Origin of the sequence: Serratia nematodiphila DZ0503SBS1, from assembly GCF_000738675.1 — a bacterium.
In the GTDB taxonomy this organism is placed as follows: domain Bacteria; phylum Pseudomonadota; class Gammaproteobacteria; order Enterobacterales; family Enterobacteriaceae; genus Serratia; species Serratia nematodiphila.
On the sequence record NZ_JPUX01000002.1, the window covers coordinates 607,780 to 632,464 of the forward strand.

Here is a 24,685-nt window from a genome sequence, read left to right on the forward strand (position 1 = left end):
CCCTTGCTGAAACGGTTACGTCATCGGCTGTTCACCCTGATGGCCACGCTGCTGTTTATCGGCTGCCTGCACAGCGCATCGCTGGATGAAAGCCGCATGCCCCGCAATCTGCAACCTTCGCTGAGCGCCCTTAGCAGCAATCTGCAGGACATTCGCGAAGTGCTGGCACGCTGCGCCGGCGAGGAAGAGGAGGAACGCCTGAACGACGGCGGCATGCGCATCGAAGCGCGCGCCGCCGGGGATGAGGAAGTGGAAGATAAACCCTAAAAAAACACCGGCCTCAGCCGGTGTTTTTCCATTTAGTCTTGCTGCGTCGCCAACAGCGCGCGTTTTTTCTGGCGGTTGACCTTGAACCAGTACCCCGCCAGCAGCAACACCACCCAGACCAGGCCGGCGTACAGCGAGACGCGCGTGGTCGGGAAATAGCCGATCAGGCCGATGATGAATACCAGGAACACGATCGCCACCACCGAGGTGAACACCCCGCCGCGCAGCGGGAACGCCAGCTGCTTCACCTGCTCTTTGCTCAGGCTGCGGCGGAAGGCGATTTGGGAGAACAGGATCATGATCCACACCCACACGGTGGCGAAGGTCGCCAGGGAGGCGATCACCAGGAATACGCTCTCCGGCATGATGTAGTTGAGGTACACCGCCAGCAGCAGCGCCAGCATCATCACCACCACCGTCACCCAGGGAATGCCGCGTTTCGACACCTTGCTGAACATCTTCGGCGCATGGCCCTGCTCGGCCATGCCATGCAGCATGCGGCCAACGCCGAACACGTCGCTGTTGATCGCCGACAGCGAAGCGGTGATCACCACGAAGTTGAGGATGCCTGCCGCCACGGTGATGCCCATATGCTGGAAGGTCAGCACGAACGGGCTGCCGTTGGTGCCCACCTGGTTCCACGGGTAGATCGACATGATGACAAACAGCGTACCGACGTAGAACACCAGAATGCGCCACGGCACCGAGTTGATGGCTTTGGGAATCGATTTTTTCGGATCTTTGGCTTCGCCGGCGGTGATGCCGATGATTTCAATGCCGCCGTAAGCGAACATCACCAGCTGCAGCGACAGGATCATGCCGATAACGCCGTTGCTGAAGAAGCCGCCGTTCGACCACAGGTTATGAATGCCGGTCGGTTGCCCGCCGTTGCCGATACCCCAGATGATGATGCCGATGCCGGCCGCGATCATGATGATGATGGTGGCGACCTTGAAGAACGAGAACCAGAACTCCAGCTCGCCGAATACCTTGACGCTCATCAGGTTGATGGCACCGATGATCAGCACCACGCTCAGCACCCAGATCCAGTGCGGCACTTCCGGGAACCAGACGCCCATATAGATGCCGAAGGCGGTCACGTCGGCGATGGCGACGATCAGAATTTCAAAGCAGTAAGTCCAGCCGGTGATGTAACCCGCCATCGGGCCGAGGTAGTCCTGCGCGTAGCGGGAAAATGAGCTGGCCTGCGGGTTATTGACCGACATCTCCCCCAGTGCGCGCATGATGATGAAGGCCACGATGCCGCCGATCAGGTAAGCCAGCAGCACGCTCGGGCCGGCCATTTTGATGGCGTCCGCCGAGCCGTAGAACAACCCGGTGCCGATGGCCGATCCCAGCGCCATAAAGCGAATATGGCGCGTACTGAGGCCGCGTTTCAGCTTATTGTCGGAGGCGGTGGTGGGTGACTGTTGTTGCATGAAGATGACCCATAGTTTTAAACGTAAAAAAGCCACGGACATGTCCGTGGCCCTGGATTAAGCCGGGGGATTATCAGTGCGCGGTCACTTGGGAACGCGTGCACACCCGATCATAAATCGCGACCAGCGCCAGCATCAGCAGCGAAGGCGGCAACCATGCCAACCCCTGCTCCGCCAGCGGCAGATGAGTGGTCCAGGCCGGCAGCAGCTGCTGGAAACTGGACGCTTTCACCGCGTCAAGAATACCAAACAACAGGCTGACAAGCATCACCGGCGCGATGATACGCGGCGCGCTGTGCCACCAACGCAGGGTGAAGCTCAGCACCACCAGCACGATGCACGGCGGGTAAATCGCGGTCAGCACCGGAATGGAGATCTGGATCAGGTGGCTCAGGCCGAGGTTGGACACCACCATCGAGAACAGGCCCAGGATAAACACCAGCGTCTTGTAAGAGAACGGCAGGTATTGCGCGAAGAACTCGGCGCAGGCGCAGGTCAGGCCCACCGCGGTCACCATACAGGCGATGAAGATCAGCGCCGCCAGGAAGAAGCTGCCGAGGCCGCCGAAGGTGTTCTGAACGTAAGCGTGCAGGATCACCGCGCCGTTGGTGGCGTCAGGCACCAGCGCGCCGCTGCCGGAACCCAGCTTGAACAGGCTCAGATAAACCAGCGTCAGGCCCACGCCGGCGATCAAACCGGCCAGAATGGTGTAACGGGTCAACAGACCGGCGTCTTTCACGCCGCGCGAACGCGCCGCGTTGACGATAACGATGCCGAATACCAGCGCGCCCAGCGTATCCATGGTCAGATAGCCGTTAACGAAACCGGAGGAGAAAGGCACGCTCTGATAAGCCGCCGTCGCTGGAATCGGCGCGCCGGCAGGCCACAGCAGCGCGGCGATGCCCAGTACGGCCAGCGCGACGATCTTCAGCGGCGCCAGCACATGGCCGACGGTATCGAGCAGGCGGCCCGGATACAAGGAGATGCCGATCACCAGCGCAAAGTACACCAGACTGTAGATGAACAGCGGCATGGCGCCGTCGCCGGTCAGCGGGGCGATGCCCACCTCAAAGGACACGGTGGCGGTGCGCGGCGTGGCGAACAGCGGGCCGACGGCCAGGTAGCAGACGGTCGCCAGCAGCAGGCCGGCGCCGCGGCCGATCGGCGAACTGAGGGCGTCGATGCCGCCGCCGACGCGCGCCAGCGCGATGACGGTGATGACCGGCAGGCCCACGGCGGTGAGCAGGAAGCCCAGCGCAGCGATCCAAACGTGTTCACCGGACTGCAAGCCGACCATCGGTGGGAAGATGATGTTCCCGGCCCCAACGAATAAGGCAAAGGTCATGAAGCCCAGTGCCAGGATATCTTTTGACGTTAAACGATGACTCATACGATGTCGTGTTGCCTGTTCAAATGAAAAAAATTGTCCGATAGCGTGGTGGCAAAACGCCCCACCCGGTTGCCGGCATGCCCGATCGTCGCAGCGCCAAATAAGCACCCTAAACGCAGTCGATCCGGCGTTTATGTCCCTATTCGAAAGTGGCCGCTCATGAAGATGGGCAAAATTTTAGGAGTTATAAAAATGGAGGTTTAATCCGACAACGAAGGCTAAGGTAAACGTTTATAGCGCTTCAAGGCAAGACGCACGGCGAAAAGCAGAGCTATCGACCATATAAACTTTAGCCACCAGTCGATCATATTGGCTATCAATAAATATACACCACATGATTTGTATCATTTTTGAACAATGAATTCACGAAACGTGAAGCATATATCACTTTACCGCGCGAAAACGCCAATAAATGCCCGGTTTTCGCGTGGCATAAGCTCCGTTTTGCCGTGAAAAAAGGCGAAAATTACGCCGCTTTTTGTCGCTTATTGCACCGTGGCCGGCGCGAGCGGTGGCAACCCGAGCGCCTGGCGGGTCTTCTGCAGGGCGGCCGGCGGCAGTGGCAGATAGCCGTCGTGATTGACCAGGCTTTGCCCTGGTGTCGACAGCACGCGATCGAGAAACGCGGCGGTCAGTGGCTCCAGCGGTTGATGGGGGGCTTTATTGATGTAGATATACAGATAGCGCGACAGCGGGTAGCGATCGTTGCGCACGTTGGCGGCGGTAGGCGCGACATAGTCTTCTCCCGACTCCGCCAGCGGCAGCAGCCGCACGCCGCTGGCGCGAAAACCGATGCTGGCGTAGCCGATGCCGTTGAGCGAACCGGCCACCGCCTGCACCACCGAGGCCGAACCGGGCAGCTCATTGACGCGCGGCATGAAATCGCCGCCGCACAGCGCGCGCAGTTTGAAATAGCCGTAGGTGCCGGACGCCGAGTTGCGGCCGAAGCGTTGCAGCGAGCGCGTCGCCCAGTCGCCGCGCAGCCCCAGCTCGCCCCAGCGCGTCAGCGGCTGGCTTTCGCCGCAGCGCCGGGTGGCGGAGAAAATGCGGTCGAGCTGCTGCAGGTTGAGGCCGCGCAGCGGATTGTCCTGATGCACCAACACCACCAGCGCATCCACCGCTACCGGCACCGCCAGCGGCGCATAGCCGTAACGGTGTTCGAACGCCGAAACCTCGGCCGCCTTCATCGGCCGGCTCATCGGGCCCAGCTGCGCGGCGCCCGCCGCCAACGCGGTCGGCGCGGTCGACGAACCGGCGGCCTGGATCTGCAGGTTGACGTTGGGATAATGCTGGCTGAAATCCTGCGCCCACAGCGCCATCAGATTCGCCAGCGTGTCGGAGCCGACGCTGGACAGGTTGCCCGCCAACATGCCGTCAGGCTGCGCCAGCGCGCCGCGTCCGGCCAGCAGCGCCAGGCAAAGCAACAGCCCTCGGGTGATTCGGGTCATACCGGTGTCTCGCGTTAATTTTTCACCGCATTCTCTGATAAAGCGGCCGGAACAATCAACCGATTGGGTAAGGTAAAGATAAAGCGGGTGCCGATCCCCGGTTCGCTGAGGATCTCCAGCCGCGCATCGTGATGGCTGAGCGCGTGCTTGACGATCGCCAGCCCCAGCCCGCTGCCGCCGGTCTGGCGCGAGCGGGCCTTGTCGACGCGGTAGAAACGCTCGGTCAGGCGCGGCAGGTGCTCGGCGGCGATGCCAGGCCCGTTGTCGCTGACCTGGAACTGCGCGCCATGCGCCGTCTGCTGCCAGCTGACTTCGATATGGGTGCCCTTCGGCGTGTGGTTGACCGCATTGTACACCAGGTTAGACACCGCGCTGCGCAACTGGTCTTCATTGCCGAACACGTTGAGCTGTTCGTTCACCCGGAAGGTGATCTCGTGATTGCCGCCGCTCAGCGATTGCGCCTCACGCTGCAACACCCGCAGCATCAGCGGAATATCCACCCGCTCGTTCATGTCGACATTGGGCGCCGCCTCGATGCGCGACAGCGTCAGCAGTTGCTTGACCAGCCCGTCCATCCGGCGGGTCTGCTCTTGCATGGTGCTCAGCGCCTTGCTGCGCAGCGAGCCATCCTGCTCTTCGTCGCCCATCATCTCCAGGTAGCCCTGCAGCACCGTCAGCGGCGTACGCAGCTCATGGCTGACGTTGGCGAAGAAGTTGCGCCGCGCGCCCTCCAACTGACGCATCTGGGTGACGTCGCGCGCCACCATCAGCAATTGCCCTTCGGAATACGGCATCACGCGGAATTCGACGTAGTGTTCGTTGTTCAGCTGCAGCGTCAGCGGGCGCGAAAACTCCTGCTGTTGCAGATAGTGGCTGAATTCCGGATAACGCAGCAGGTTAAGGATGTGCTGGCCGTTGTCTTCCGGCCAGCGAAAGCCGAGCAGATGCTGCGCCAGCCCGTTGCACCAGAAGATGTTGCCCTCGACGGTGGTCATCACCACCGCGTCAGGCAGCGATTCGGCCCCGCTGCGAAAGCGCTTGATCAGCAGCGCCAGCTCGCGCCGGCGGCGGCGGTTGCGCTGCTGCATCTGATACAGGCCATAGAACAGCGGCTCCCAGCTCCAGCGGCCGGGCGGCGGCGTCATGCTGCGGTCGATCCACAGCCAATGGGAGAGTTTGAGCTGGTTGTAGAAATTCCACACCAGCGCAGCCAGCGCGGAGGCCAGCAGGAACCAGGGCAGATAACCGAAAATCAGCCCCAGCAGTAAGGCGGGCAGACAGAAAAGAGCCAGCTCCAGAGCCAGCCTCTTCCACGACAGACGTTCTAACACGGCATATTCTCCAGCGCGGCGCGATCAGTAGCGCGTTGAGAACCGGTAGCCGGTGCCCCGAACGGTTTGAACCATTTTATCATGCCCACTGGTTTCTAACGCCTTGCGGAGCCGACGGATATGCACGTCAACGGTACGGTCTTCCACATAAACGTTAGTGCCCCAGACGTGATTAAGCAACTGCTCGCGGCTATAAACCCGCTCCGGATGGGTCATAAAGAAGTGCAGCAGCTTGAACTCGGTCGGCCCCATGTCCAGCGCCTGATCGTTCGCCATTACGCGGTGGGAGGACGGATCCAGGCTCAACCCTTGCATTTCAATCACTTCTTCCACCGCCATCGGCGAAATGCGGCGCATGACCGCTTTGATGCGCGCCACCAGCTCCTTGGGCGAGAACGGCTTGGTGATGTAATCATCCGCCCCCACTTCCAGGCCGCGCACCCGGTCTTCTTCTTCGCCGCGCGCGGTCAACATCATCACCGGGATATCGCGGGTCAGCGCTTCGCGCTTCATATGTTTGATAAACTGAATGCCGGAACCGCCGGGCAGCATCCAGTCAAGCAACACCAAATCAGGGAACGGCTCAGACAGACGCGTCACGGCGCTGTCATAATCCTCGGCTTCCAACGGTTGGTAACCATTCTGTTCCAACACAAAGCACACCATCTCACGGATCGGCGCTTCGTCTTCCACCACCAGTATGCGTCTTGCCATCGTCAATCCTGCCAATGTGTTAGCGACTTTTCGGGCGCCATTATGCGTCAGTTTTGTGACACTTTTATGAAAAAAACCGGCTGTTATAGGCAGTAAGCATAGCGATTATTTCCCGCAGTAACGAAAAATCATCCGGTTGTCATCATCATTGCGCCGGGACAGCCGCCGCCGCCGCCTTTATAATCATCGCCATTATCTTTACATCCGGGAGTGTCATGCGCCTGATCCACACCTCTGACTGGCACCTTGGCCAGTACTTTTTCACCAAAAGCCGCGCCGCCGAGCACCAGGCTTTTCTGAACTGGCTGATCGAACAGGTAGATCAGCAGCAGGTGGATGCGCTGATCGTCGCCGGAGATCTGTTCGATACCGGCTCGCCGCCCAGCTATGCCCGCGAGCTGTACAACCGCTTCGTGGTGGAACTGCAGCGCACCGGCTGCCAGTTGGTGGTGCTGGGCGGCAACCACGATTCGGTCGCGACGCTGAACGAATCGCGTGAACTGCTTTCCTGCCTGAACACCACGGTGATCGCCAGCGCGCAGGGCGCCGTCGAGCAGCAGATCGTGGTGCTTAACCAACGCGACGGCCAGCCGGGCGCGGTGCTGTGCGCCATCCCGTTCTTGCGGCCGCGCGATCTGCTCACCAGCCGCGCCGGCGAATCCGGCGCACAGAAACAGCAGGCGCTGCAGGAAGCCATCGCCGAACATTATCAAGCGCTGTATCAGGCGGCCTGCGAGCGCCGCGACCAGTTGGGCCTGCCGCTGCCGATCGTCGCCACCGGCCACCTGACCACCGTCGGCGTCACCACCTCCGACTCGGTGCGCGACATCTATATCGGCACCCTCGACGCCTTCCCGGCGCAGGCCTTCCCGCCCGCCGACTATATCGCGTTGGGGCACATTCACCGCGCGCAGAACGTCGCCAAATCGGAGCATATTCGCTATAGCGGCTCACCGATCCCGCTCAGCTTCGATGAGCTGGGCAAAGCCAAAAGCGTCTTCCTGGTGGATTTCGCCGACGGCGCTTTGCAACGGGTAGACGCGTTAACGATCCCGCAGTTTCAGCCCATGCAACTGATCAAAGGCGATCTGGCCGAGATCGAACGGCAGCTGCGGCAATTTGCCGATTATGCCGGCGAGCTGCCGGTGTGGCTGGATATCGAAGTGGCGACGCAGGACTACCTCAGCGATATCCAGCGCCGCATCCAGCTGCTGGCGGATGCGCTGCCGGTGGAAGTGGTGCTGCTGCGGCGCAGTAAAGAGCAGCGCCGCCAGGCGATCGCGCAGCAGGATAAGGAAACGCTGAACGAGCTGAGCGTCAACGAGGTGTTCGAACGCAGGTTGGCGCAGGAGGCTGAGATGCCCGAAACGCGCCAACAGCGGATGCGCCAACTGTTCCGCCAGGTGGTCGAGGCGGTGCAGCACACCCCTGAAGAGAGCAACCCATGAAAATCCTCAGCCTGCGGTTAAAAAACCTCAACTCGCTGCAGGGCGAATGGAAAATTGACTTCACCGCCGAGCCGTTCGCCAGCAACGGTCTGTTCGCCATTACCGGCCCGACCGGCGCGGGCAAAACCACCCTGCTGGACGCCATTTGCCTGGCGCTGTACCACCAGACGCCGCGTCTCAACGTCACGCCAAGCCAGAATGAACTGATGACCCGCCACACCGCCGAATCGCTGGCGGAGGTCGAGTTCGAGGTCAAGGGCATCGGCTATCGCGCCTTCTGGAGCCAGCGCCGCGCCAAAAACGCGCCGGACGGCAATCTGCAGGCGCCGAAGGTCGAACTGGCGCGCCGCGAGGACGGCAAGATCCTGGCGGACAAAGTGCGCGACAAGCTGGAGCTTACCGCCGCCATCACCGGGCTGGACTTTGGCCGCTTCACCAAATCGATGATGCTGTCTCAGGGGCAGTTCGCCGCGTTCCTCAACGCCGACGCCAACGATCGCGCCGAGCTGTTGGAAGAGCTGACCGGCACCGAAATCTATGGGCGGTTGTCCGAACAGGTGTTCGAGTCGCACAAGCAGGCCAAAACCGACCTGGATGCGTTGCACCAACGCGCCAGCGGCATCGAACTGCTGAACGACGAGCAGCGCCAGTCTCTGACCGAACAGCTGGCGGCGCTGAGCGCGCAGGAAATCGCTCTCGGCGAACAAACCCAGCGGCAGCAACAGGCGCTGAGCTGGCTGCAACAATGGCAACGCCTCCGGCAACAGCAAAGCGAGGGGCAATTGCGGCTGGACACCGCCCAGCGCGAGCAGGCGGAGGCCGCCCCGCAGCTGCAGCGGCTGGCGCTCAGCGAGCCGGCCGAGAAATTGCGGCCGCTGCGCGGTGAACGCGATCGCTGCCGCGCCGAGCTGCAGACGATACAACAGCAGGCAGCCCAGCTGACGCAACAGCAGGAACAGCAGTCGGCGCAGCTGGCGCCGCTGCAGCAGACGGTGGAAAAAGCCCGTCTGGCGCAGCAAGCGCATGCCGAACACATGCGGCAACAGCAACAGTTGATCGACGAGCAGGTCGCCCCGCTCGACCATCAAATAGCCCAACTGCAGTCGACACAGGCCGAACGTAGACAGGCCGGCGATGCCGCCGCGCAGCAGTGCGCCCAGCAGCAGACCGCGCTGGAGCAGCTCACCGTCCAGCGCAATCAACTGACGACGCAGACCGCACAGCATCAGCAGCAGTTGAACGCGCTGACCGAAGCGCTGGCCGCTCAACAACAGCAGCAGCAAGCGCTGGAGGCGCAAACGCCGCTGGCCCCGCTGCGCCAGCGCCTGAGCGTCCTGGCGGATCTGCGCCCGACGCGCCAGCAGCTGTTTACTCTATCCTCTTTATCGCAGCAAATCGTTAAACGGCTGGAACAACAGCGGCAAGAGCTAAACAGCGGTCAACATGAACTTACCCAGTTGGAACCGCAGCTAGAACTCATCCGTCAGCGATTTAAGCAGCAGAAAGCCCACCAGGCCGATGTTGAAAAAACCTATGCGCTGGAACAACGGATCGTGGGTCTGGAGGCCGAGCGCGCCCGTTTGCAACCCGGCTCCCCCTGCCCGCTGTGCGGCTCATGCGAGCACCCGGCGGTAGAACAATACCAAGAGGTAAAACTGTCAGAAACCGCGCAACGTCTGGAGCAAATGAAAGTCCAGACCGAAGCATTGCAAAAACAAGGCGTCGAGCTGCGAGCCCGTTACGACAACCTGCAACAGCAATTGCAGCGTCAGCAGCAAACCATCGCGCAGGATGAACAACAGCTGGCCGGCCAACAGCAGCAGTGGCGGCAGCTCAGCGCGCCGCTGGCGTTCGATTTTACGCTGGCGGATGGCGAGCAACTCAGCGCCTGGCTGAGTGGCTGCGACGACGAAGAACGGCGCGGGCAACAGGCGCTGCAGCAGCATGAACAGGCGGCGCAGACGGTACAGCAGGCGAAGGATGCGCTCATCGCTCTGCAAACGCAGCAGCAGCAGACGCAGCAACAGCTGGCGTTGCTCGAAGAACGCTTTACGCTGCTGCAGAAAGCCCACGCCGACAGCCTGCAACAGCAGCAAGAGCTGCATCAACGCTGGCAAGAAGGCGAGAAGACCCTTGCCGAACGACGCGCGCAGCGGCTGGCGCTGTTCGGCGAACAGCAGGTCGCCGAGGTGCGCGAACAGCTGCGCGTCAAACAAACCGCCTGTGAACAGGCCAGTTTGCAGGCCGCCGAGCAGTGGCAAAAGGCGCAGGAACTGCGCGAGCGCCTGGCCGGCCAGCAGGCCGGGCTGCAACAGCAACACAACCAGATGCAGGAGCGGCTGCAGCAGGCGCAGCAGCAGTGGCAGCAGGCGCTGGCCGACAGCGAATTCGCCGATGAAACCGCCTTCGCCGCCGCGCTGCTGGACGACGCCCTGCGCCGCGAATTGCAGCAGCGCAAAGAGCAGCTGCAACAGCGGCAAGTGGAGGCCGCCGCCCTGCTGACACAGGCGACGCAAACGCTGGAGCAGCACCGGCAGAACCGCCCTGAAGGGCTGGATGAAGCCAACGCGGATCTCGACGCGCTCACCCAATCGCTGGCCGAGCTGGCGCAGCAGTTGAAGGCGCTGCAGCTGCGCCAGGGCGAACTGCGCAACCAGCTGGCAAGCGACGCCGAACGCCGTCTCAATCAGCAGGCGCTGTTCGAGCAGATCGCCCGCAGCCAGCAAGACTACGACGACTGGAGCTACCTCAACCAGCTGATCGGCTCAAAAGAAGGCGACAAGTTCCGCCGCTTCGCTCAGGGGCTGACGCTCGATCATCTGGTGTATCTGGCTAACCTTCAGCTCGGCCGGCTGCACGGGCGCTACCTGCTGCAGCGCAAGACCAGCGACGCGCTGGAGCTGCAGGTGGTGGACACCTGGCAGGCGGACGCGCTGCGCGATACCCGCACCCTGTCCGGCGGCGAGAGTTTCCTGGTCAGCCTGGCGCTGGCGCTGGCGTTGTCCGATCTGGTCAGCCACAAAACCAGCATCGACTCGCTGTTCCTCGACGAAGGTTTCGGCACGCTGGACGCCGAAACCCTCGATACCGCGCTGGACGCGCTGGACAGTCTGAACGCCTCCGGCAAAACCATTGGCGTGATCAGTCACGTCGAGGCGATGAAAGAGCGTATTCCGGTGCAGATCAAAGTGAAAAAGGTCAACGGGCTCGGCGTCAGCCGGTTGGAAGCGCACTTCAGGCTGGAATGATCCCGCCGCGCGCGGCGCAGAAGTGTGACCGCGGCGGCACTCCGCAGTGAAAAGCGTTGAGCTGCGGCGGGCACGGGTTATTATGCAGGCATAACAGGATTGTTACTGTATCCCCTTCGCCGCTCAGGCCGCAGGACAGAAACATAAAATACAGGCAAAACCTGACGCCCGGGATCGCTTCCGGGCGTCAGGTTTTTTCGTTTTCAGGATGCTGAAACACCGGGAAAAACCATGAAAATCGCTAAAATACTCAATAATAACGTGGTGATTACGCTGGACGACCGTCAGGAAGAGACGGTGGTGATGGGAAAAGGAATCGGCTTTAAAAAGAAGCCCGGCGATACGCTGGACGAAAGCCTGATCGAAAAGGTGTTCACCCATAACGGCGGTGAAATCGCCGAGCGCTATAAAGAGCTGCTCGCCGAGATCCCATTGGCCTGCGTCACCACCGCCGACAGGATCATCACCCTCGCCCGCGAACGCCTGCCGGGCAAGTTGCATAACATCGTCTACATCACGCTCACCGATCACATCCATTTCGCCCTGCAGCGCCATGCGCAAGGGCTGGATATCAAAAATGCGCTGCTGTGGGAGATTAAAAAGCTCTACCCGGCCGAATTCGCCGTCGGGCTGGAGGCGCTGGCTCTGATCGCCCAGCGGCTGGATACCGCGCTGCCGGAAGACGAAGCCGGATTTATCGCCCTGCACCTGGTCAACGCCCAGCTTAACGACGAGATGCACAACACGCTGCACATTACCCGCGTGATGCAAGAGATCCTCAACCTGGTCAAATACCATTTCCGCTTTGATTACAACGAGGAATCCCTGAGCTACCACCGGTTCGTCACCCACTTGAAATTTTTCGCCCAGCGCCTGCTGGGGAAAAACTACGTCGACAGCGACGACGACTCGCTGTATCAGGTGGTGAAAGAGAAGTACCGCGAGTCATTCGCCTGCGCCGGCAAGATCAACCGCCACATCGAAAAGCACTATCAGCACCAGCTCACCACGGAAGAGATGATGTTCCTGACCATTCATATCGAACGGGTGCGCAGCGAAAGCGAGGAAAAGCCGGTTTAACGGCGGGCGTCCGCCACCCGCACGCCGTACTGCGGAAACACCGCGTCGGCGGAAATCAGCGTCAGCCCCTCGGCCTGCGCCTGGGCGATCAGCATGCGATCGAAAGGATCCTGATGGTGTGGCGGCAGCTGCCCGGCCTGTTGGCAATGAAAGGCGTCCATCGGCAGCGACAGAAAATCTTCGCCCTCGATGATCGCAAAGATGTCTTCCGGCAGCGCCAGCTTGCCCAGCGCCTGCTTAATCGAGATCTCCCAAATGCTGGCCGCGCTGACGTACACCGCATTGCCCGGATCGGCGATCTGCCTTTTGGCGTTCGCGCCCAGGCAGGCGTCATCGATCAGCCACCACAGCAACGCGTGGGTATCCAGCAGCAGGCGCTTCATTCATCGCCCTCAAACAGCGCCGCAATGGCCGCATCCCCGGCGTTGAAATCCGCCGGCACGGTGAACCTGCCCTTGGCAGCGCCAGGGCGGCGCGCTTCCCCCTTGATGGCGACCAGCTGTACGTACGGCTTCCCTGCTTTTGCAATAATCACGGTTTCTCCCTCCGCGGCTCTGTCCGCCAGTTGGCTCAGATTGGATTTGGCTTCGTGCATATTGGCCTGAATCGGCATACGCGTTCTCCTTAGCTAAGTTAGCTAAAGCATAAAGCGCCGTCCAGTTTTTGTACAGCGAAGGGTTTAAAGCGCGAGCAGCCTCGCGCTTTGTTGCAACGCTTAGCGCTGCTGTTGCGGCCACAGCCAGGCCGCACCGCGCACGCCGCTGGAATCGCCGTGAACCGCCTTGCGGATCGGCGTTTCACACTCGCCGCCGAACACCCAGTCTTTCACCAACTGCGGTACCGTGCGGTACAGACGATCCACGTTGCTCATGCCACCGCCGAGCACTACCACGTCCGGATCCAGCATGTTGATCACGTGCGCCAGCGATTTCGCCAATCGCATTTCGTAACGTTCAATCGCTTGTGCCGCCAGCGCATCGCCCCGCTCGCTCAGCGCCATGATCTCATGCCCTTGCAGCGCGTTGCCGCTCAGGCGCGCATAGTCGGTGGCGAAACCGGTGCCGGAAATAAAGGTTTCGATGCAGCCCGGCTTGCCGCAGTAGCACGGCACGTCGCGGGCGTAGCGCAGCTCATCGTCATCCTGCCACGGCAGCGGATTGTGGCCCCATTCGCCGGCGATGCCGTTGCCGCCGGCATGCGCCTGGCCGTTCAGCGCCACGCCGGCGCCGCAGCCGGTGCCGATGATGACCGCAAACACGGTTTTCGCGCCGGCGCCGGCGCCATCGGTGGCTTCCGACACCGCCAGGCAGTTGGCGTCGTTGGCGATGCGCACTTCGCGCGCCAGCAGCGCCGACAGATCCTTATCCAGCGGCTGGCCGTTGAGCCACACCGAGTTGGCGTTCTTTACTCGCCCGGTAAACGGCGACAGCGTGCCGGGAATGCCGATCCCGACCGATCCTCGTTCGCCGGTATGATCCTCCGCCAGTTTCACCAGCCCGGCGATCGCCGCCAGGGTTTGCCGGTAGTCATGGCGCGGCGTGGCGATGCGATGGCGAAACAGCTCCCGCCCGTCATTCGCCAACGCGATCACTTCAATTTTCGTTCCACCCAAGTCGATGCCAATGCGCACGTATTTTTTCTCCTCGATGCCGCGCAGCGTTGTCACAGCCTAATGTAAGCGCGCGAATGAATCACCTGTTTCCCATTCTCCGTCCCGTCCTTTCCCGATGCGCAAAGCGACGCAATTCGGAGAGAATGGGGCGATTTTTCAGCGTCAATTCGTTATCATGCCGCCCTGCTTTTGACGAATCAGCGTGCCGAACGCACGCCCAGCCAGGGATAACATTATGCTGTGGTTTAAGAATTTGATGGTTTACCGTTTGAGCCGCGAAGTGGCGTTAAACGCGGATGAAATGGAAAAACAACTCAGCGCGTTCGCCTTCACGCCGTGCGGCAGCCAGGACATGGCGAAGACCGGCTGGGTCTCCCCGATGGGTTCGCACAGCGATGCGCTGACGCACGCGGTCAACGGCCAGATCATCATCTGCGCGCGCAAGGAAGAGAAAATCCTGCCGTCGCCGGTGATCAAGCAAGAGCTGCAGGCCAAGATTGAGCGCCTGGAGGCGGAGCAACACCGCAAACTGAAGAAAACCGAGAAGGACGCGCTGAAGGATGAAGTGCTGCACAGCCTGCTGCCGCGCGCGTTCAGCCGCTTCAACCAGACCTTCATGTGGATAGACACCGTCAACGACCTGATCATGGTCGACGCCGCCAGCGCCAAACGCGCTGAAGACACGCTGGCGCTGCTGCGCAAAAGCCTCGGCTCGCTGCCGGTGGTGCCGCTGACCATGGAAAGCCCGATCGAACTGACGCTGACCGAATGGGTGCGTTCCGGTGAGATGCCGGCCGGCTTCGCCATTCAGGATGAAGCGGAACTGAAAGCGATTCTGGAAGAAGGCGGCGTGATCCGCTGCAAGAAACAGAATCTGATCAGCGACGAAATCGCGGTGCACATCGAAGCCGGTAAGCTGGTGACCAAGCTGGCGGTGGATTGGCAGGAGCGCATCCAGCTGATGCTGTCGGACGACGGTTCGCTCAAGCGCCTGAAGTTCGCCGACACGCTGCGCGAGCAGAACGACGATATCGATCGCGACGACTTCGCCCAGCGCTTTGACGCCGACTTTATCCTGATGACCAGCGAGCTGGCGGCGTTGATCAAAAACACCATCGAAGCGCTCGGCGGCGAAGCCCAGCGTTAATCTCGCCGCAGAAACGACCAGGGCCCAGCCTTCGCTGAGCCCTGCGTTCCCCTAGCGAACAAAATTTATTTGCTCAGGTAGCGGCACAGATAGGCGGTGGCGTCGGCCACCTGCAGGTTGAACTCGCTGTGCCCCGGCACGAAGAACTTCTCGCCCGGCGTAAACACCTGCCAGTCCGGCGCTCCCGGCAGCAGCACTTTCAGCGCCCCGGTGATCACCGTCATTTCTTCCGGCTGCGCGGTGGAGAAGGTGTATTCGCCCTCTTCCATCACACCCACGCTGGTAAGACCGATGCTGCTACTGTCAAAACCGATAGACTTCACTTTTCCGGCAAAATACTCATTCACTTTCAGCATAGACTGGCACCCGCGTAATCATCTTGATGGAAAATCCATATTGGGGGATTGCGGTTGATCTGTCACTGGTTTTTCGCGCGAAATGCGATCGCGGCGCAGAGTAAAATGCTACAGGCCCTCTCGCCGACAGTCAGGGCTGCTGAAGCCCGGGGCGCCTCACGGGCGCAAAACGCCCGTAGTCGCGTCGAGCGCAGATTTATGGCTATTTGAATCAGTCGATTAACTCTGCGGCCAGCTTGGCGACCAGTACGTTCGACAGCAGCACCGGCACCGACAGACGCGCCTGCAGAAAAGCGCGGTGACGCTGGTGATAACCGATACAATCGAGCACCACCACCTCCGCCCCCTGCCGCAGCAGGGTGCAAGCCGCCTGCTCCAGCGCAGCGTCATCCGCCAGATAGGGGCTGGTGACGGCATAGATCGGCGGCGCCGCCAGCTGCCGCCATTTGCGCGCCTGCTGCCCAACCTGTTCAGCCACCGGCACCACGATGCCGACACGGTGTGTGCCGACGATCGCGGAGATCAACGGCGGGATAATGCGATCCGGTTCCAGCAACAGCACCCGTTCCGCCTGCAATCGACCGAATTCGCCGGTGCATAGCAACAGAATCACCTCGCATCCCGTCGCTTCCAGTTCGCGGATCTTCTCCTGCAACCCGCTTTCGACTCGAGCGGCGCCGAGCGTCACCTGCGTACCGTCCAAAAGACGCGACACCAGCAGCTTGTCGCCCTGTTGCGGCGCATAACGCTCGGCGATCTGCCCGATATCCAGGCCGTCCAGCAAACCGACGTGCCTCACTCGCTCCGCCGGCAGATAAGCAGACAGCAGCGGCATGATATCGCTGCGCGGCGCCTGACCGATGGTCAGCGTGGCGAATGAAGCCGTCATGGGTCTATCTCCTTTTTTGCAGGTGGCTCAGACTGCCGTACAGCGCCAGCAGCCGGTCGTATTCGGCGGCATCATAGAACCGGCAGGTACCGCGGCCGAATTCTTTAGCGACCTCCACCGCGAATTTGACCGCCAGCGCGATGTCCGTTTCGTGGCTGGCGCCGGTACCGCAGCCCGGCACCACTGATTCGCTGCAGATCGCCACGCCGACCACCGGCGCTGCGGTAGCGGTCGAGGGCTGCAAGATGCTGTTGAGGTGATGTACACCGTTGCCGTAAGGGGTGATGTCCTGCGTGGTGATCGGGAAAGTCACCGCCGGCCGGCCGCTGGTCATCTCCATGATGCGCAGCAGATCTTCCGCCACCCGCAGGATGTACCCCTCTTTCACCGTCGGCGACAGCGCATAGCCTTTATGATTGATGATGCGGTTGCCTTTGGTGGTGTCGATCGACAGGATGGCGTCAGCCTCCGGCACCACTTCGTTATCGTTCATCGTCACGTCATCGATCGGTGAATCCATAAAATCGACCGGATCGTGCGGCCGGGTCGGCGCGTTCGGGCAAATATGGGTGGTGACGATCACATCGCCCGGCAGCATGTCGCCCTTGCGCTGCATCTCCGCCAACTTCAGCGCGGCGGCAATGGCGGCGATCGCGCCGTCGCCGTCGGACACCAGCCCGATTCGCGTCGGCCGCGCGCCAATGCCGCCCAGGCGGCCGATAATGCCCAGCGTCGGCGCCGCACCACCGCCGAATTTTCCTGCACTGCCGGGGATCTCGATACGCACGAAATCGGTGCCGCCCTTCGGCCCCTCGGCGCGCAAGGTGCTGGCCCGGATCGCCGGGTAAGACGCAAACAGGTCGACGACGTCCTGGCCGCTGACGAATGCGCTATCAATCAATTCAAAAACCTGCAGCGTTTGTTGCAAACTCATGGTCGTTTTACCTCACCAATGTCATCGGCAGGAGCTATTTGCCCTTGCTGGAAAAAATCGAGCTGAAGAAGTTGTAGAGCGCATCGCCGGCGATAAACCCGGCCGCCATAATCTCCATCGGCGTGCGGCCACGATCCCCCCAACGTCGCAGGATCGCCACGCGCAGCGCGATGCCGACCAGCACCGCCCACCCGGCCAAGGCGTTGTTGATCAGCAGGCCGGTTGCCAGCAGCACGCCGAGCTGGCGTTTAGGGCCGCCGACCAGCTGCACCAAGGCGCCGGGGATCGCCCAGATCAACAGACTCCAGGCGATGCCCGGCTGCGCGCCGGCCTCGATGGTTTTGGCGTAAACGCGCGCGACCGGCGGGATCAGATCCTGCAGGAAATAGCTGTGGTAAGAGAGGTAAACCACCGGAATGGCGATGATGAAAGCGATCAACGCCGCAAACAGCTGAATGCGACGCCCCAGCAGCTCTTGCTGCAGATCCTTACCGTAGCCGCGCAGGATGAAGCCGGCTTTCAAATCAAAGCCCATGTCGGCGAAGGCCGGCCCGGTGGCGGCGGTAAAACCGGTCAGGATGCATAGCGCCAGCGGTGGGAAACCGATCAGGATACCGACTATCAGGGTGATCAACGCCACCGCGAACGCGGGAAACCAGCCGGAGTGCATGGCAGCGATACCGACGATCAACTCATGAACGAAAGCGGCAAACGCCGCGTAAATCACGAACAGCGCCAACATCGGCAGCGACATCTCGCTAAACAGCCCGCCGACCAGGGCCAAAAAAGCGGCGATGACGATATAGCCGACCGCGCCCAGACCGAGCGCTTTGCTTACGGCGCTGTCGGGTTGGGTATAACCGGCGCTATCGGCGCGGCGGCTGCGGATCACCTGCGCGACCTGGATCAGCGCCACCAGTCCAGCGCCGACCATCACGCCGTGCGGAATAAAATGGGCGTTAATATCGAATCCGGCCACCGGCTCGGCGTAGGCCCGCAGCAATAGCCCGACGCCGAACATGCTCAGCGCCCAAATATTGCCGATAAAGGCGGTGCCGAAAGCCGCCATGGGGATCTTGAGCATTGATCCGGCGATGCCCACCACTACGCCCACCACCAGGAGCCAGGCCTGCTTGCCGCCGCGATCGCCGGCTTTAATCGCCTCTGCGGCGGCGACGCCCGGCGGCCAGGCATTGGCGGCGGGGAACACTTTGGTATCGAACAGACGATAAAGCAGATAGGCGTCGAGCAGCATCGCCGCCGCCACGCCACAGAACATCGGTAAAATAAGCTGCGGTTGCCCCATCACGTAAGGCACCGCAATCGGCATCAGCAGACAGTTGGCTGCACCGAAGGTGGCGGAGGAGATCACCGTTTGCGCCAGGTTCTGGGTATGCACCGAACGATAGCGTTGGAACATCTGTAGCGGGATGCGCGCCAACAGCATGGCGATCAGCGCGCCGATGATCGAAGTGTTGGGCGTCACGCCCAGCGTGGTGATCAGTTGAACGCCGATGATCGCCCCCATCACCGAAAGTAGCGCCATGACCAACAGCGTGCCGGCCGCTTTTAGCGGATTATTTGATTTCATGCTTGGTTTCCCTGAATATTCCCTGCCGCATGACGGAAATAACGCCAGGCTATAGCTCGCCGCAGCAGTTCCATTATTTGGAACTGCTGGCGTCATAACGTTATTATTCTCTTACTCAGCCTATCTATTCCCACCAATAAAATACGGTGGAATATAACTAATGAGTTCCCTGGTGTCGGCACTCGTTAATTATGATGGAATGCTACAGCTCTGACGCGTTATTTGATCTGCTGCCAATAATCATCGCCATATTTTTCCGCCAGTTGGCAGGTGACTGCGGTTAATTCGGCCAGAACTTCCGGTACGAACGGCTGTTCCTCACCCTGCGAAGGGAAGGACAGACACAGCCCCACCGTCTCGCTGCCGTGCTTGTTCACCAGCGCGGTCGCCAGCGAACTGATGCTGTTCAAAGTTTCATTGCGTGCCAACGACCATCCCTGGTGCCTCACCTGCTGCAACTTCTGCAACAGCGCATCCAGCGTTTGCGGCGCATTGGGCGAAGCCGCCCGGTAACCGCCGGCATAACGCGCTCGAACCTGCTCGTCGCTTTCACGCGCCAGTATCGCCCGGCCGACCGAGGTTTCCGCCGCCGGTGAACGGTAACCCGCCGGAGTGACCACCTGCAAAAAGTGGCGGCCGGGAAACATGCGCATCACCATGATCTCCTGCCCCTCCAATACCGAAAGGTAGCCGGTACACGCCGTCTGGCGGCACAGCTGCGCCATACTGGCCGCCAGGCTGTCCACCAGCGGCATCGACAGATAGTGGCTGGATACCGCCAGCAACAGCGCGCCGATGCGGTAACGCCGGCTATCGGGATCGCGCTCCAGCATGCCCTGATTTTCCATGGTCTGCAGCAGGCGCGACACCGTGCTTTTCGGCAGCGCCAATTGATCCACCACGTCGCTGAATGCTATACCCGGCTGGCCATGCATCACGCGTTGTTGAGAAAAGAGTTTTAATACCGCAGCGGCATTTTCCAGCGTTGTCATGATCCGCCTTGTTCCACTATATGGAACTCAGTTCCTGTTTTATAATTAAAAACTAAAACCCGAACTCCACAGCGTCAAGCTGTTTATTTTTTATCAGCAGAAAAATAAAAGGCATTCGTGCTTTTTAAATTAAAATATCGCGCAGAACGCCAACTTCGTCACGTTGATTAAAATAACGATACGCTTTGAAAATAATGAATAGCAGGACAAGCTGCTGAAAAATGGTTTTGTTCGGGGGATATCTCGTCGCGACTCAAAAACCCGCGCCGCGCAAACTGAAATCGATCGGCAGCGTCAATTCCACCGTGCCGTTGACGTAGGCGTCCGACGGCGGCGTGGGCAGCGGCGAAGCGCGTTTGACCAGCGCCTGGATTTCACGATCCAGCGACGGCAGCCCGGCGCTGCTGACCAGCGTCACCGCCAGCACGTGGCCCTGTCTGTCCAACGTGAAACGCACCTGCCCGACGCCCTGGCGCTTCAGCCGCAGTGCGTCTTTGGGGTAACGCTTAAAGCGATTCAGGCGGCCGCTGATGCGGCTGCGCCAGTTGTCCTCCCCCGCCTGAGCATAGGGCGTCAGGCGGGTTTGCGGCGCGGCCGTTTTATCCGCGCGGCCCGGCGGCGGCGCGCCGACGCTTTGTTCCTGAACCTTCGGCGGCGCGATGATTCTCTCGTGCGGCGTCGTGCGGGGCAGGTTGTTTTTCTTCACCGGCTTAGGCGGTTTTTTCTGTTTCGGCGGCACGGCGATGTTCGGCTGCGCGGCGTCAGGCGCTTTCACTAGCGGCAACGGCTCCGGTGGCGCCGGCGGTTCAACCTGAGGCGGCGGCGTCCTTTGTCCCGGCGGTTGTTTCGCCTCGGCCGGGGCCTGCGGCGCGGCGGCCATCAGCACCATCACCGCCGGCGGCGGCACCCACGGCGGCTCGGCCTTGTATCTCCAGGACCAAAACAGCGCGGCAACCAGCAGATGCAGCGCCAGCACCAACACCAGACAACGGCGCCAGGGCATGGCGGTGCCGGGCGCGGCGAAAGGCAGCGGCGAAACCGACATGCTCACTCTTCCGTCAGCGCCAAATGGAGGCGATCGGTCAGCGGTTTGAACAGATAGTTCATCATCGAACGCTCACCGGTGCGGATGAAGCCTTCGACCGGCATCCCCGGGCGGATCTCCAACCCGCTCAAGCGTTGCAATCCTTCTTCGCTGACCTTGGCGCGCACGCTGTAATAAGGCGCGCCGCTTTTCTCGTCGGTCAGGCGATCGGCTCCGACCAGCGTCACTTCACCCTCGACGCGCGGCGTGGTGCTTTGGTTGAACGCCGAGAACAACAGTTCGACCGGCAGTCCCACCTGCACCTTGTCGATCAGTTCGACCGGAATACGCGCCTCCACCTGCAGCCCGCGATCGCTGGGCACGATCTCCATCAGCTGCTGACCTGCGCCGATCACGCCGCCTTCGGTGAACACGCTCAACCCCACCACGGTGCCCGCCACCGGCGCTTTCACCTGCGTATGCCCCAGATCGGCCTCCGCCTTGGCCAGGCGGTTATCCAGCTCGTCCAGCTTCATCCGCACCTCGGCCAGCTGGCTGCTGACCTCTTTCTGATACTCCTCCCGCCGCTGGATCGCCCGCAGTTTCAGCTCCAGGATCTGGCGCCCCAGACGGCCGATATTGCCGCTGTCCTCGGATGCCTGGCCGTCGATCTGCGCATGCTGCCCCTCCAGATCCAGCAGCCGATTGCGCGCCACATACCCTTGCGCCGCCAGCTTGCGCATGCCGCCCAGCTGCTCCTGCAGCATGGCCTTTTGCCGCTGTTTGCTGGCGTAAGACTGCCGAACCCCTTCCAACATCGCCTGCGATCCGGCGATGCTTTCCGCGATCGCCGCCAGCTCGCTCTGCAGCGCCGCACGGCGGCTGGTGAACAGCTGTTGCTGCAGCAGCATCAGCGACATCACCTCCGGCTCTTCTCGCTGCGCTTGCAGCGATGGCGGGAAAGCGATCGCTTGCAGACCGTCGCGCTCGGCTTGCAGCCGCGCCTGCTGCGCGGCGTTGCTCAACTGCTGGCTGCGCAGTGCATCGCGCTGGGTGCGGCTGTCGACGGTATCCATCAACAACAGCACCTGCCCGGCGATGACCCGGTCGCCCTCATGCACCTGAATCTGCGACACCACGCCGCCGCTCGGGTGCTGCACCGCCTTGCGGTTGCCGGCCACCACCACGCTGCCGGAAACCGGCACGCCTTTGTCCAGCGGCGCCAACAGCCCCCACAGCAGGAAACCGCCAAACCCCAACAGCACCAGCCAGCCTCCCAGCCGCAGATAACGGCCTTCGTCGAACTGCCGGGAAAGGGCGTCGATATCGCCGGGGATCACACTCTGATTGCTCATACTTTTCGTTCACCGCTGGCCGTTTTGGCGAAGTTGGCGTAATTGACGTTGAAGCCGCCGTTGCTGCGCCCGGCATTGGCCGGTGCGGCGGCAGCGGCGGGCGCAAAACCAGGCAGTTTTTTCAGGATGGCGTCGCTGGGGCCGAAGTGCTGTATCTGGCCGGCGCTCAGCACCAGCAATTTGTCGGTGGTCGCCAGGATCGCCGGTTTATGGGTCACCAACACGATGGTGGTGCCGCGCGCCTTCAGCGCTTCGATCGCCCGCTGCAGCGCCCCTTCCCCTTCGCGATCGAGGTTGGCGTTCGGTTCGTCCAGCACCACCAGCGCCGGAGATCCATACAGCGCGCGCGCCAGCGCCACCCGCTGACGTTGGCCGCCGGACAGGCCGCTGCCGCCTTCACCCAGCTCGGTCTCATAGCCTTTCGGTAAATGCAGGATCAGCTGATGCACGCCGGCCAGCGCCGCCGCGGCCACCACCTTCTCGGCGTCGACCTGCCCAAAGCGGGCGATGTTATCCGTCAGGGTGCCGGCGAACAGCTGGATATCCTGCGGCAAGTAGCCGATATGCGGCCCGAGTTGTTGCTTGTCCCACTGCTGAATGTCTGCACCGTCCAGCCGCACGTCGCCGCTGAGCGGCGTCAGCGCGCCAACCAGTTGGCGCATCAGCAGGGTTTTGCCGGAGCCGGACGCGCCAATCACACCCAGCACCTCGCCGGCCTCCAGGCGAAAACTGACGCCGTGCAACACAGGCGCCGTGCCGCCTGGCGCACTGGCGGTCAACTGATTCACGGCCAATTTACCGCCGGGCGCCGGCAGCGGCAGACTCGGTATTCGTGGCGGGTTAGCGGCCAGCATCACCTCCAGCCGCTGCAGGGACTGGCGCGCCGATGACCACTGCTTCCAGGCGCCGATCAGCTGATCGATCGGCCCCAGCACCCTGCCGATCAGGATCGATCCGGCGATCATCATGCCCGGCGTAATGTCGCCGTTGACCGCCAGCAGCGCGCCGCAGCCCAACATCAGCGACTGCAGCGCCAGCCGCACGGTTTTCGACCAGGCGGTGACCGCGGCGATTTTCTCGCTGGCGCGGTTCTGCAGCAGCAGGAACTGCTGATGCTGCCGCAGCCAGCGCAGGCGCAAGTCGGTCAACATGCCCATGGCGGCGATGGCTTCGGCATTGCGCAGGTTGCCGTTGGCCTGCTGCGTGGCGCTCAGCGCGACGCGGCCGGCCTCCGCCAGCGGCGCCTGCGACACCCGCTGGTTGAGCCAGGCCAGCAGCACCAGCACGATCACCCCAGCGCTGGCCAACGCGCCAAGCCAGGGGTGGAGCAGGAAAACCACCAGCAGATAAACCGGGAACCAGGGCGCATCGAAAAAGGCGAACAGCGCATTGCCGGTGGCGAACTGGCGCAGGTTGGTCAGATCGTTCAATGCCTGCCCCGCCAGCGGGTTGCCGGTTTTCAAATTGGTTTCGAAGGCGGCGTCGTAGACTCGCTGATTGAGGCGCATATCCATCTGGGCGCCAAGGCGGATCACCACCTGGCTGCGCACCCACTCCAGCAGGCCCATAAACAGGTAAAGGCCGACCACCATCAGGGTCAGCATCGCCAGCGTCATGCGGTTGCCCGACGGCAACACGCGATCGTAGACCTGCAGCATGTACAGCGCCGGGGCCAGCATCAGCAGGTTGATCACTGCGGTAAACAGTGCAATGCCCCAAAATCCGCGCCGGTATGCTGCCAGCACGCTCATCACTTCTCCGCGCCTGACGGCGTTTTTCATGGCGTTTTCCATCGGCTAAAAACGAGAAAACGCCCGCCGGGGCACACGGCGCCGGCGGGCAAACGGCCGCGATCAGGCCGCCAGCAATTCCGGGCTGTCGGCGTGTTGCACGCCCACCGCCGTCGCCGCCGCCACCTGATCGAAGGTGGAGTTGACGCTCAGACCGTAGTCGTCGAGGATGCCGTTCAGCGCGGTTTCCAGCGCGCCGGTATCGCCGGACATCAGGCCGTACACCACCTGGTGCACCACGCCATCGTGGCCCTGCGCCTGCAGGCTGCTGAGATTCAGGCCGCCGAAGCTGACGTCAGGCACCTGGATGTTGTACGGCGTAGAGCCGCCGCCGTTCAGGCCGTCGCCGAACGACAGGGAATCCAGTTGACCGTACAGGGTGTGCGCCGGTGCGTTAAACAGGGTGTAGGTCAGGTTGCCGCCCGCCACGAACGAGGTGATGTTGTTGGCGGTGCTGGTCACGGCATATTGGCTGCCGGACAGGCTGCCGCCGTAGAAACCGCCGCTGTTGGAGTCGGTGACATTACCGTTGGTGTGGTTGATATCGCCAAACGACGACGCCCACTCGTTCAGATAGTTATGGATGCTGTAGCTGCCGAAACTGCTGTCATAGTTGACTGAAAATGCCAT

At 61.6% G+C, this 24,685-nt stretch carries 22 protein-coding genes; 5 read left to right on the top strand and 17 right to left on the bottom strand.

Annotated features, from left to right (window positions below; genetic code table 11):
• Positions 1–3: 3 nt before the first annotated feature.
• Positions 4–267 carry a hypothetical protein gene (locus JL05_RS23460; RefSeq protein ID WP_015376826.1) on the top strand — a complete coding sequence of 88 codons (264 nt, stop codon included), beginning with the start codon at positions 4–6 and terminating at the stop codon, positions 265–267.
• A gap of 32 nt (positions 268–299) precedes the next feature.
• On the opposite strand, the gene proY is transcribed toward JL05_RS23460, so the two are convergent.
• The 5 genes from proY to phoB form a co-directional block, all read right to left on the bottom strand.
• Entirely contained in the window at positions 300–1,706 is a 1,407-nt protein-coding gene (proY, locus tag JL05_RS23465) for a proline-specific permease ProY (RefSeq protein WP_004940425.1), read from the bottom strand.
• A gap of 73 nt (positions 1,707–1,779) precedes the next feature.
• Positions 1,780–3,096: a branched-chain amino acid transport system II carrier protein gene (brnQ, locus tag JL05_RS23470; RefSeq protein ID WP_033634017.1), complete on the bottom strand. Its 1,317-nt coding sequence runs from the start codon at positions 3,094–3,096 to the stop codon at positions 1,780–1,782.
• Positions 3,097–3,581: 485 nt separating this feature from the next.
• On the bottom strand, positions 3,582–4,544 hold the full coding sequence (locus JL05_RS23475) for a PstS family phosphate ABC transporter substrate-binding protein (RefSeq protein WP_004940432.1): 963 nt from the start codon (positions 4,542–4,544) through the stop codon (positions 3,582–3,584).
• 14 nt (positions 4,545–4,558) lie between these two features.
• A complete protein-coding gene (gene phoR / locus JL05_RS23480; RefSeq protein ID WP_004940434.1) occupies positions 4,559–5,875 on the bottom strand; it encodes a phosphate regulon sensor histidine kinase PhoR in 1,317 nt (438 codons plus the stop codon).
• Between the two features lie 24 nt (positions 5,876–5,899).
• Positions 5,900–6,589, bottom strand: coding sequence for a phosphate response regulator transcription factor PhoB (gene phoB, locus JL05_RS23485; protein ID WP_004940438.1), 690 nt, complete (start codon positions 6,587–6,589; stop codon positions 5,900–5,902).
• A 215-nt stretch (positions 6,590–6,804) separates the two neighbouring features.
• Between phoB and sbcD the strand changes: the two genes are divergently transcribed.
• The 3 genes from sbcD (at position 6,805) to licT (ending at position 12,365) form a co-directional block, all read left to right on the top strand.
• Positions 6,805–8,037 (top strand): exonuclease subunit SbcD, encoded by a 1,233-nt coding sequence (gene sbcD / locus JL05_RS23490; protein WP_033634018.1) that lies wholly within the window; start codon positions 6,805–6,807, stop codon positions 8,035–8,037.
• Positions 8,034–11,285 (top strand): exonuclease subunit SbcC, encoded by a 3,252-nt coding sequence (gene sbcC / locus JL05_RS23495; RefSeq protein WP_033634020.1) that lies wholly within the window; start codon positions 8,034–8,036, stop codon positions 11,283–11,285. The genes sbcD and sbcC overlap by 4 nt, the downstream gene beginning before the upstream one ends.
• Before the next feature lie 231 nt (positions 11,286–11,516).
• A complete protein-coding gene (gene licT / locus JL05_RS23500; RefSeq protein ID WP_004940446.1) occupies positions 11,517–12,365 on the top strand; it encodes a BglG family transcription antiterminator LicT in 849 nt (282 codons plus the stop codon).
• Here the strand turns inward: licT and JL05_RS23505 are convergent.
• The 3 genes from JL05_RS23505 to mak form a co-directional block, all read right to left on the bottom strand.
• Complete coding sequence (locus JL05_RS23505; protein WP_033634021.1) at positions 12,362–12,748, bottom strand: type II toxin-antitoxin system VapC family toxin; 387 nt, start codon at positions 12,746–12,748, stop codon at positions 12,362–12,364. The two genes, licT and JL05_RS23505, sit on opposite strands and share 4 nt — an antisense overlap.
• Positions 12,745–12,978, bottom strand: a complete 234-nt coding sequence (locus tag JL05_RS23510; RefSeq protein WP_004940455.1) for a type II toxin-antitoxin system Phd/YefM family antitoxin — start codon at positions 12,976–12,978, stop codon at positions 12,745–12,747. The genes JL05_RS23505 and JL05_RS23510 overlap by 4 nt, the downstream gene beginning before the upstream one ends.
• A gap of 102 nt (positions 12,979–13,080) precedes the next feature.
• Complete coding sequence (mak, locus tag JL05_RS23515; RefSeq protein ID WP_033634150.1) at positions 13,081–13,995, bottom strand: fructokinase; 915 nt, start codon at positions 13,993–13,995, stop codon at positions 13,081–13,083.
• 217 nt (positions 13,996–14,212) lie between these two features.
• Here mak and rdgC point away from each other — a divergent pair, with 217 nt between their 5' ends.
• Complete coding sequence (gene rdgC / locus JL05_RS23520; protein ID WP_033634022.1) at positions 14,213–15,124, top strand: recombination-associated protein RdgC; 912 nt, start codon at positions 14,213–14,215, stop codon at positions 15,122–15,124.
• A gap of 65 nt (positions 15,125–15,189) precedes the next feature.
• Here rdgC and ppnP read toward each other — a convergent pair whose 3' ends face one another.
• From ppnP to JL05_RS23565, 9 genes are all read right to left on the bottom strand, one after another.
• Entirely contained in the window at positions 15,190–15,480 is a 291-nt protein-coding gene (gene ppnP, locus JL05_RS23525) for a pyrimidine/purine nucleoside phosphorylase (RefSeq protein ID WP_004940463.1), read from the bottom strand.
• 211 nt (positions 15,481–15,691) lie between these two features.
• Positions 15,692–16,369: an AroM family protein gene (locus JL05_RS23530; protein WP_033634023.1), complete on the bottom strand. Its 678-nt coding sequence runs from the start codon at positions 16,367–16,369 to the stop codon at positions 15,692–15,694.
• Between the two features lie 4 nt (positions 16,370–16,373).
• Positions 16,374–17,303, bottom strand: a complete 930-nt coding sequence (locus JL05_RS23535) for a DUF1177 domain-containing protein (protein ID WP_004940468.1) — start codon at positions 17,301–17,303, stop codon at positions 16,374–16,376.
• 34 nt (positions 17,304–17,337) lie between these two features.
• Positions 17,338–18,894 (bottom strand): OPT/YSL family transporter, encoded by a 1,557-nt coding sequence (locus JL05_RS23540; RefSeq protein ID WP_033634024.1) that lies wholly within the window; start codon positions 18,892–18,894, stop codon positions 17,338–17,340.
• 218 nt (positions 18,895–19,112) lie between these two features.
• Complete coding sequence (locus JL05_RS23545; RefSeq protein ID WP_015376816.1) at positions 19,113–19,886, bottom strand: IclR family transcriptional regulator; 774 nt, start codon at positions 19,884–19,886, stop codon at positions 19,113–19,115.
• Between the two features lie 253 nt (positions 19,887–20,139).
• Complete coding sequence (locus JL05_RS23550) at positions 20,140–20,931, bottom strand: energy transducer TonB (protein WP_033634025.1); 792 nt, start codon at positions 20,929–20,931, stop codon at positions 20,140–20,142.
• 2 nt (positions 20,932–20,933) lie between these two features.
• Positions 20,934–22,265 (bottom strand): HlyD family type I secretion periplasmic adaptor subunit, encoded by a 1,332-nt coding sequence (locus JL05_RS23555; protein ID WP_033634026.1) that lies wholly within the window; start codon positions 22,263–22,265, stop codon positions 20,934–20,936.
• Entirely contained in the window at positions 22,262–24,046 is a 1,785-nt protein-coding gene (locus JL05_RS23560) for a type I secretion system permease/ATPase (RefSeq protein WP_033634027.1), read from the bottom strand. The genes JL05_RS23555 and JL05_RS23560 overlap by 4 nt, the downstream gene beginning before the upstream one ends.
• Before the next feature lie 72 nt (positions 24,047–24,118).
• Positions 24,119–24,685, bottom strand: coding sequence for a heme acquisition protein HasA (locus tag JL05_RS23565; RefSeq protein ID WP_004940479.1), 567 nt, complete (start codon positions 24,683–24,685; stop codon positions 24,119–24,121).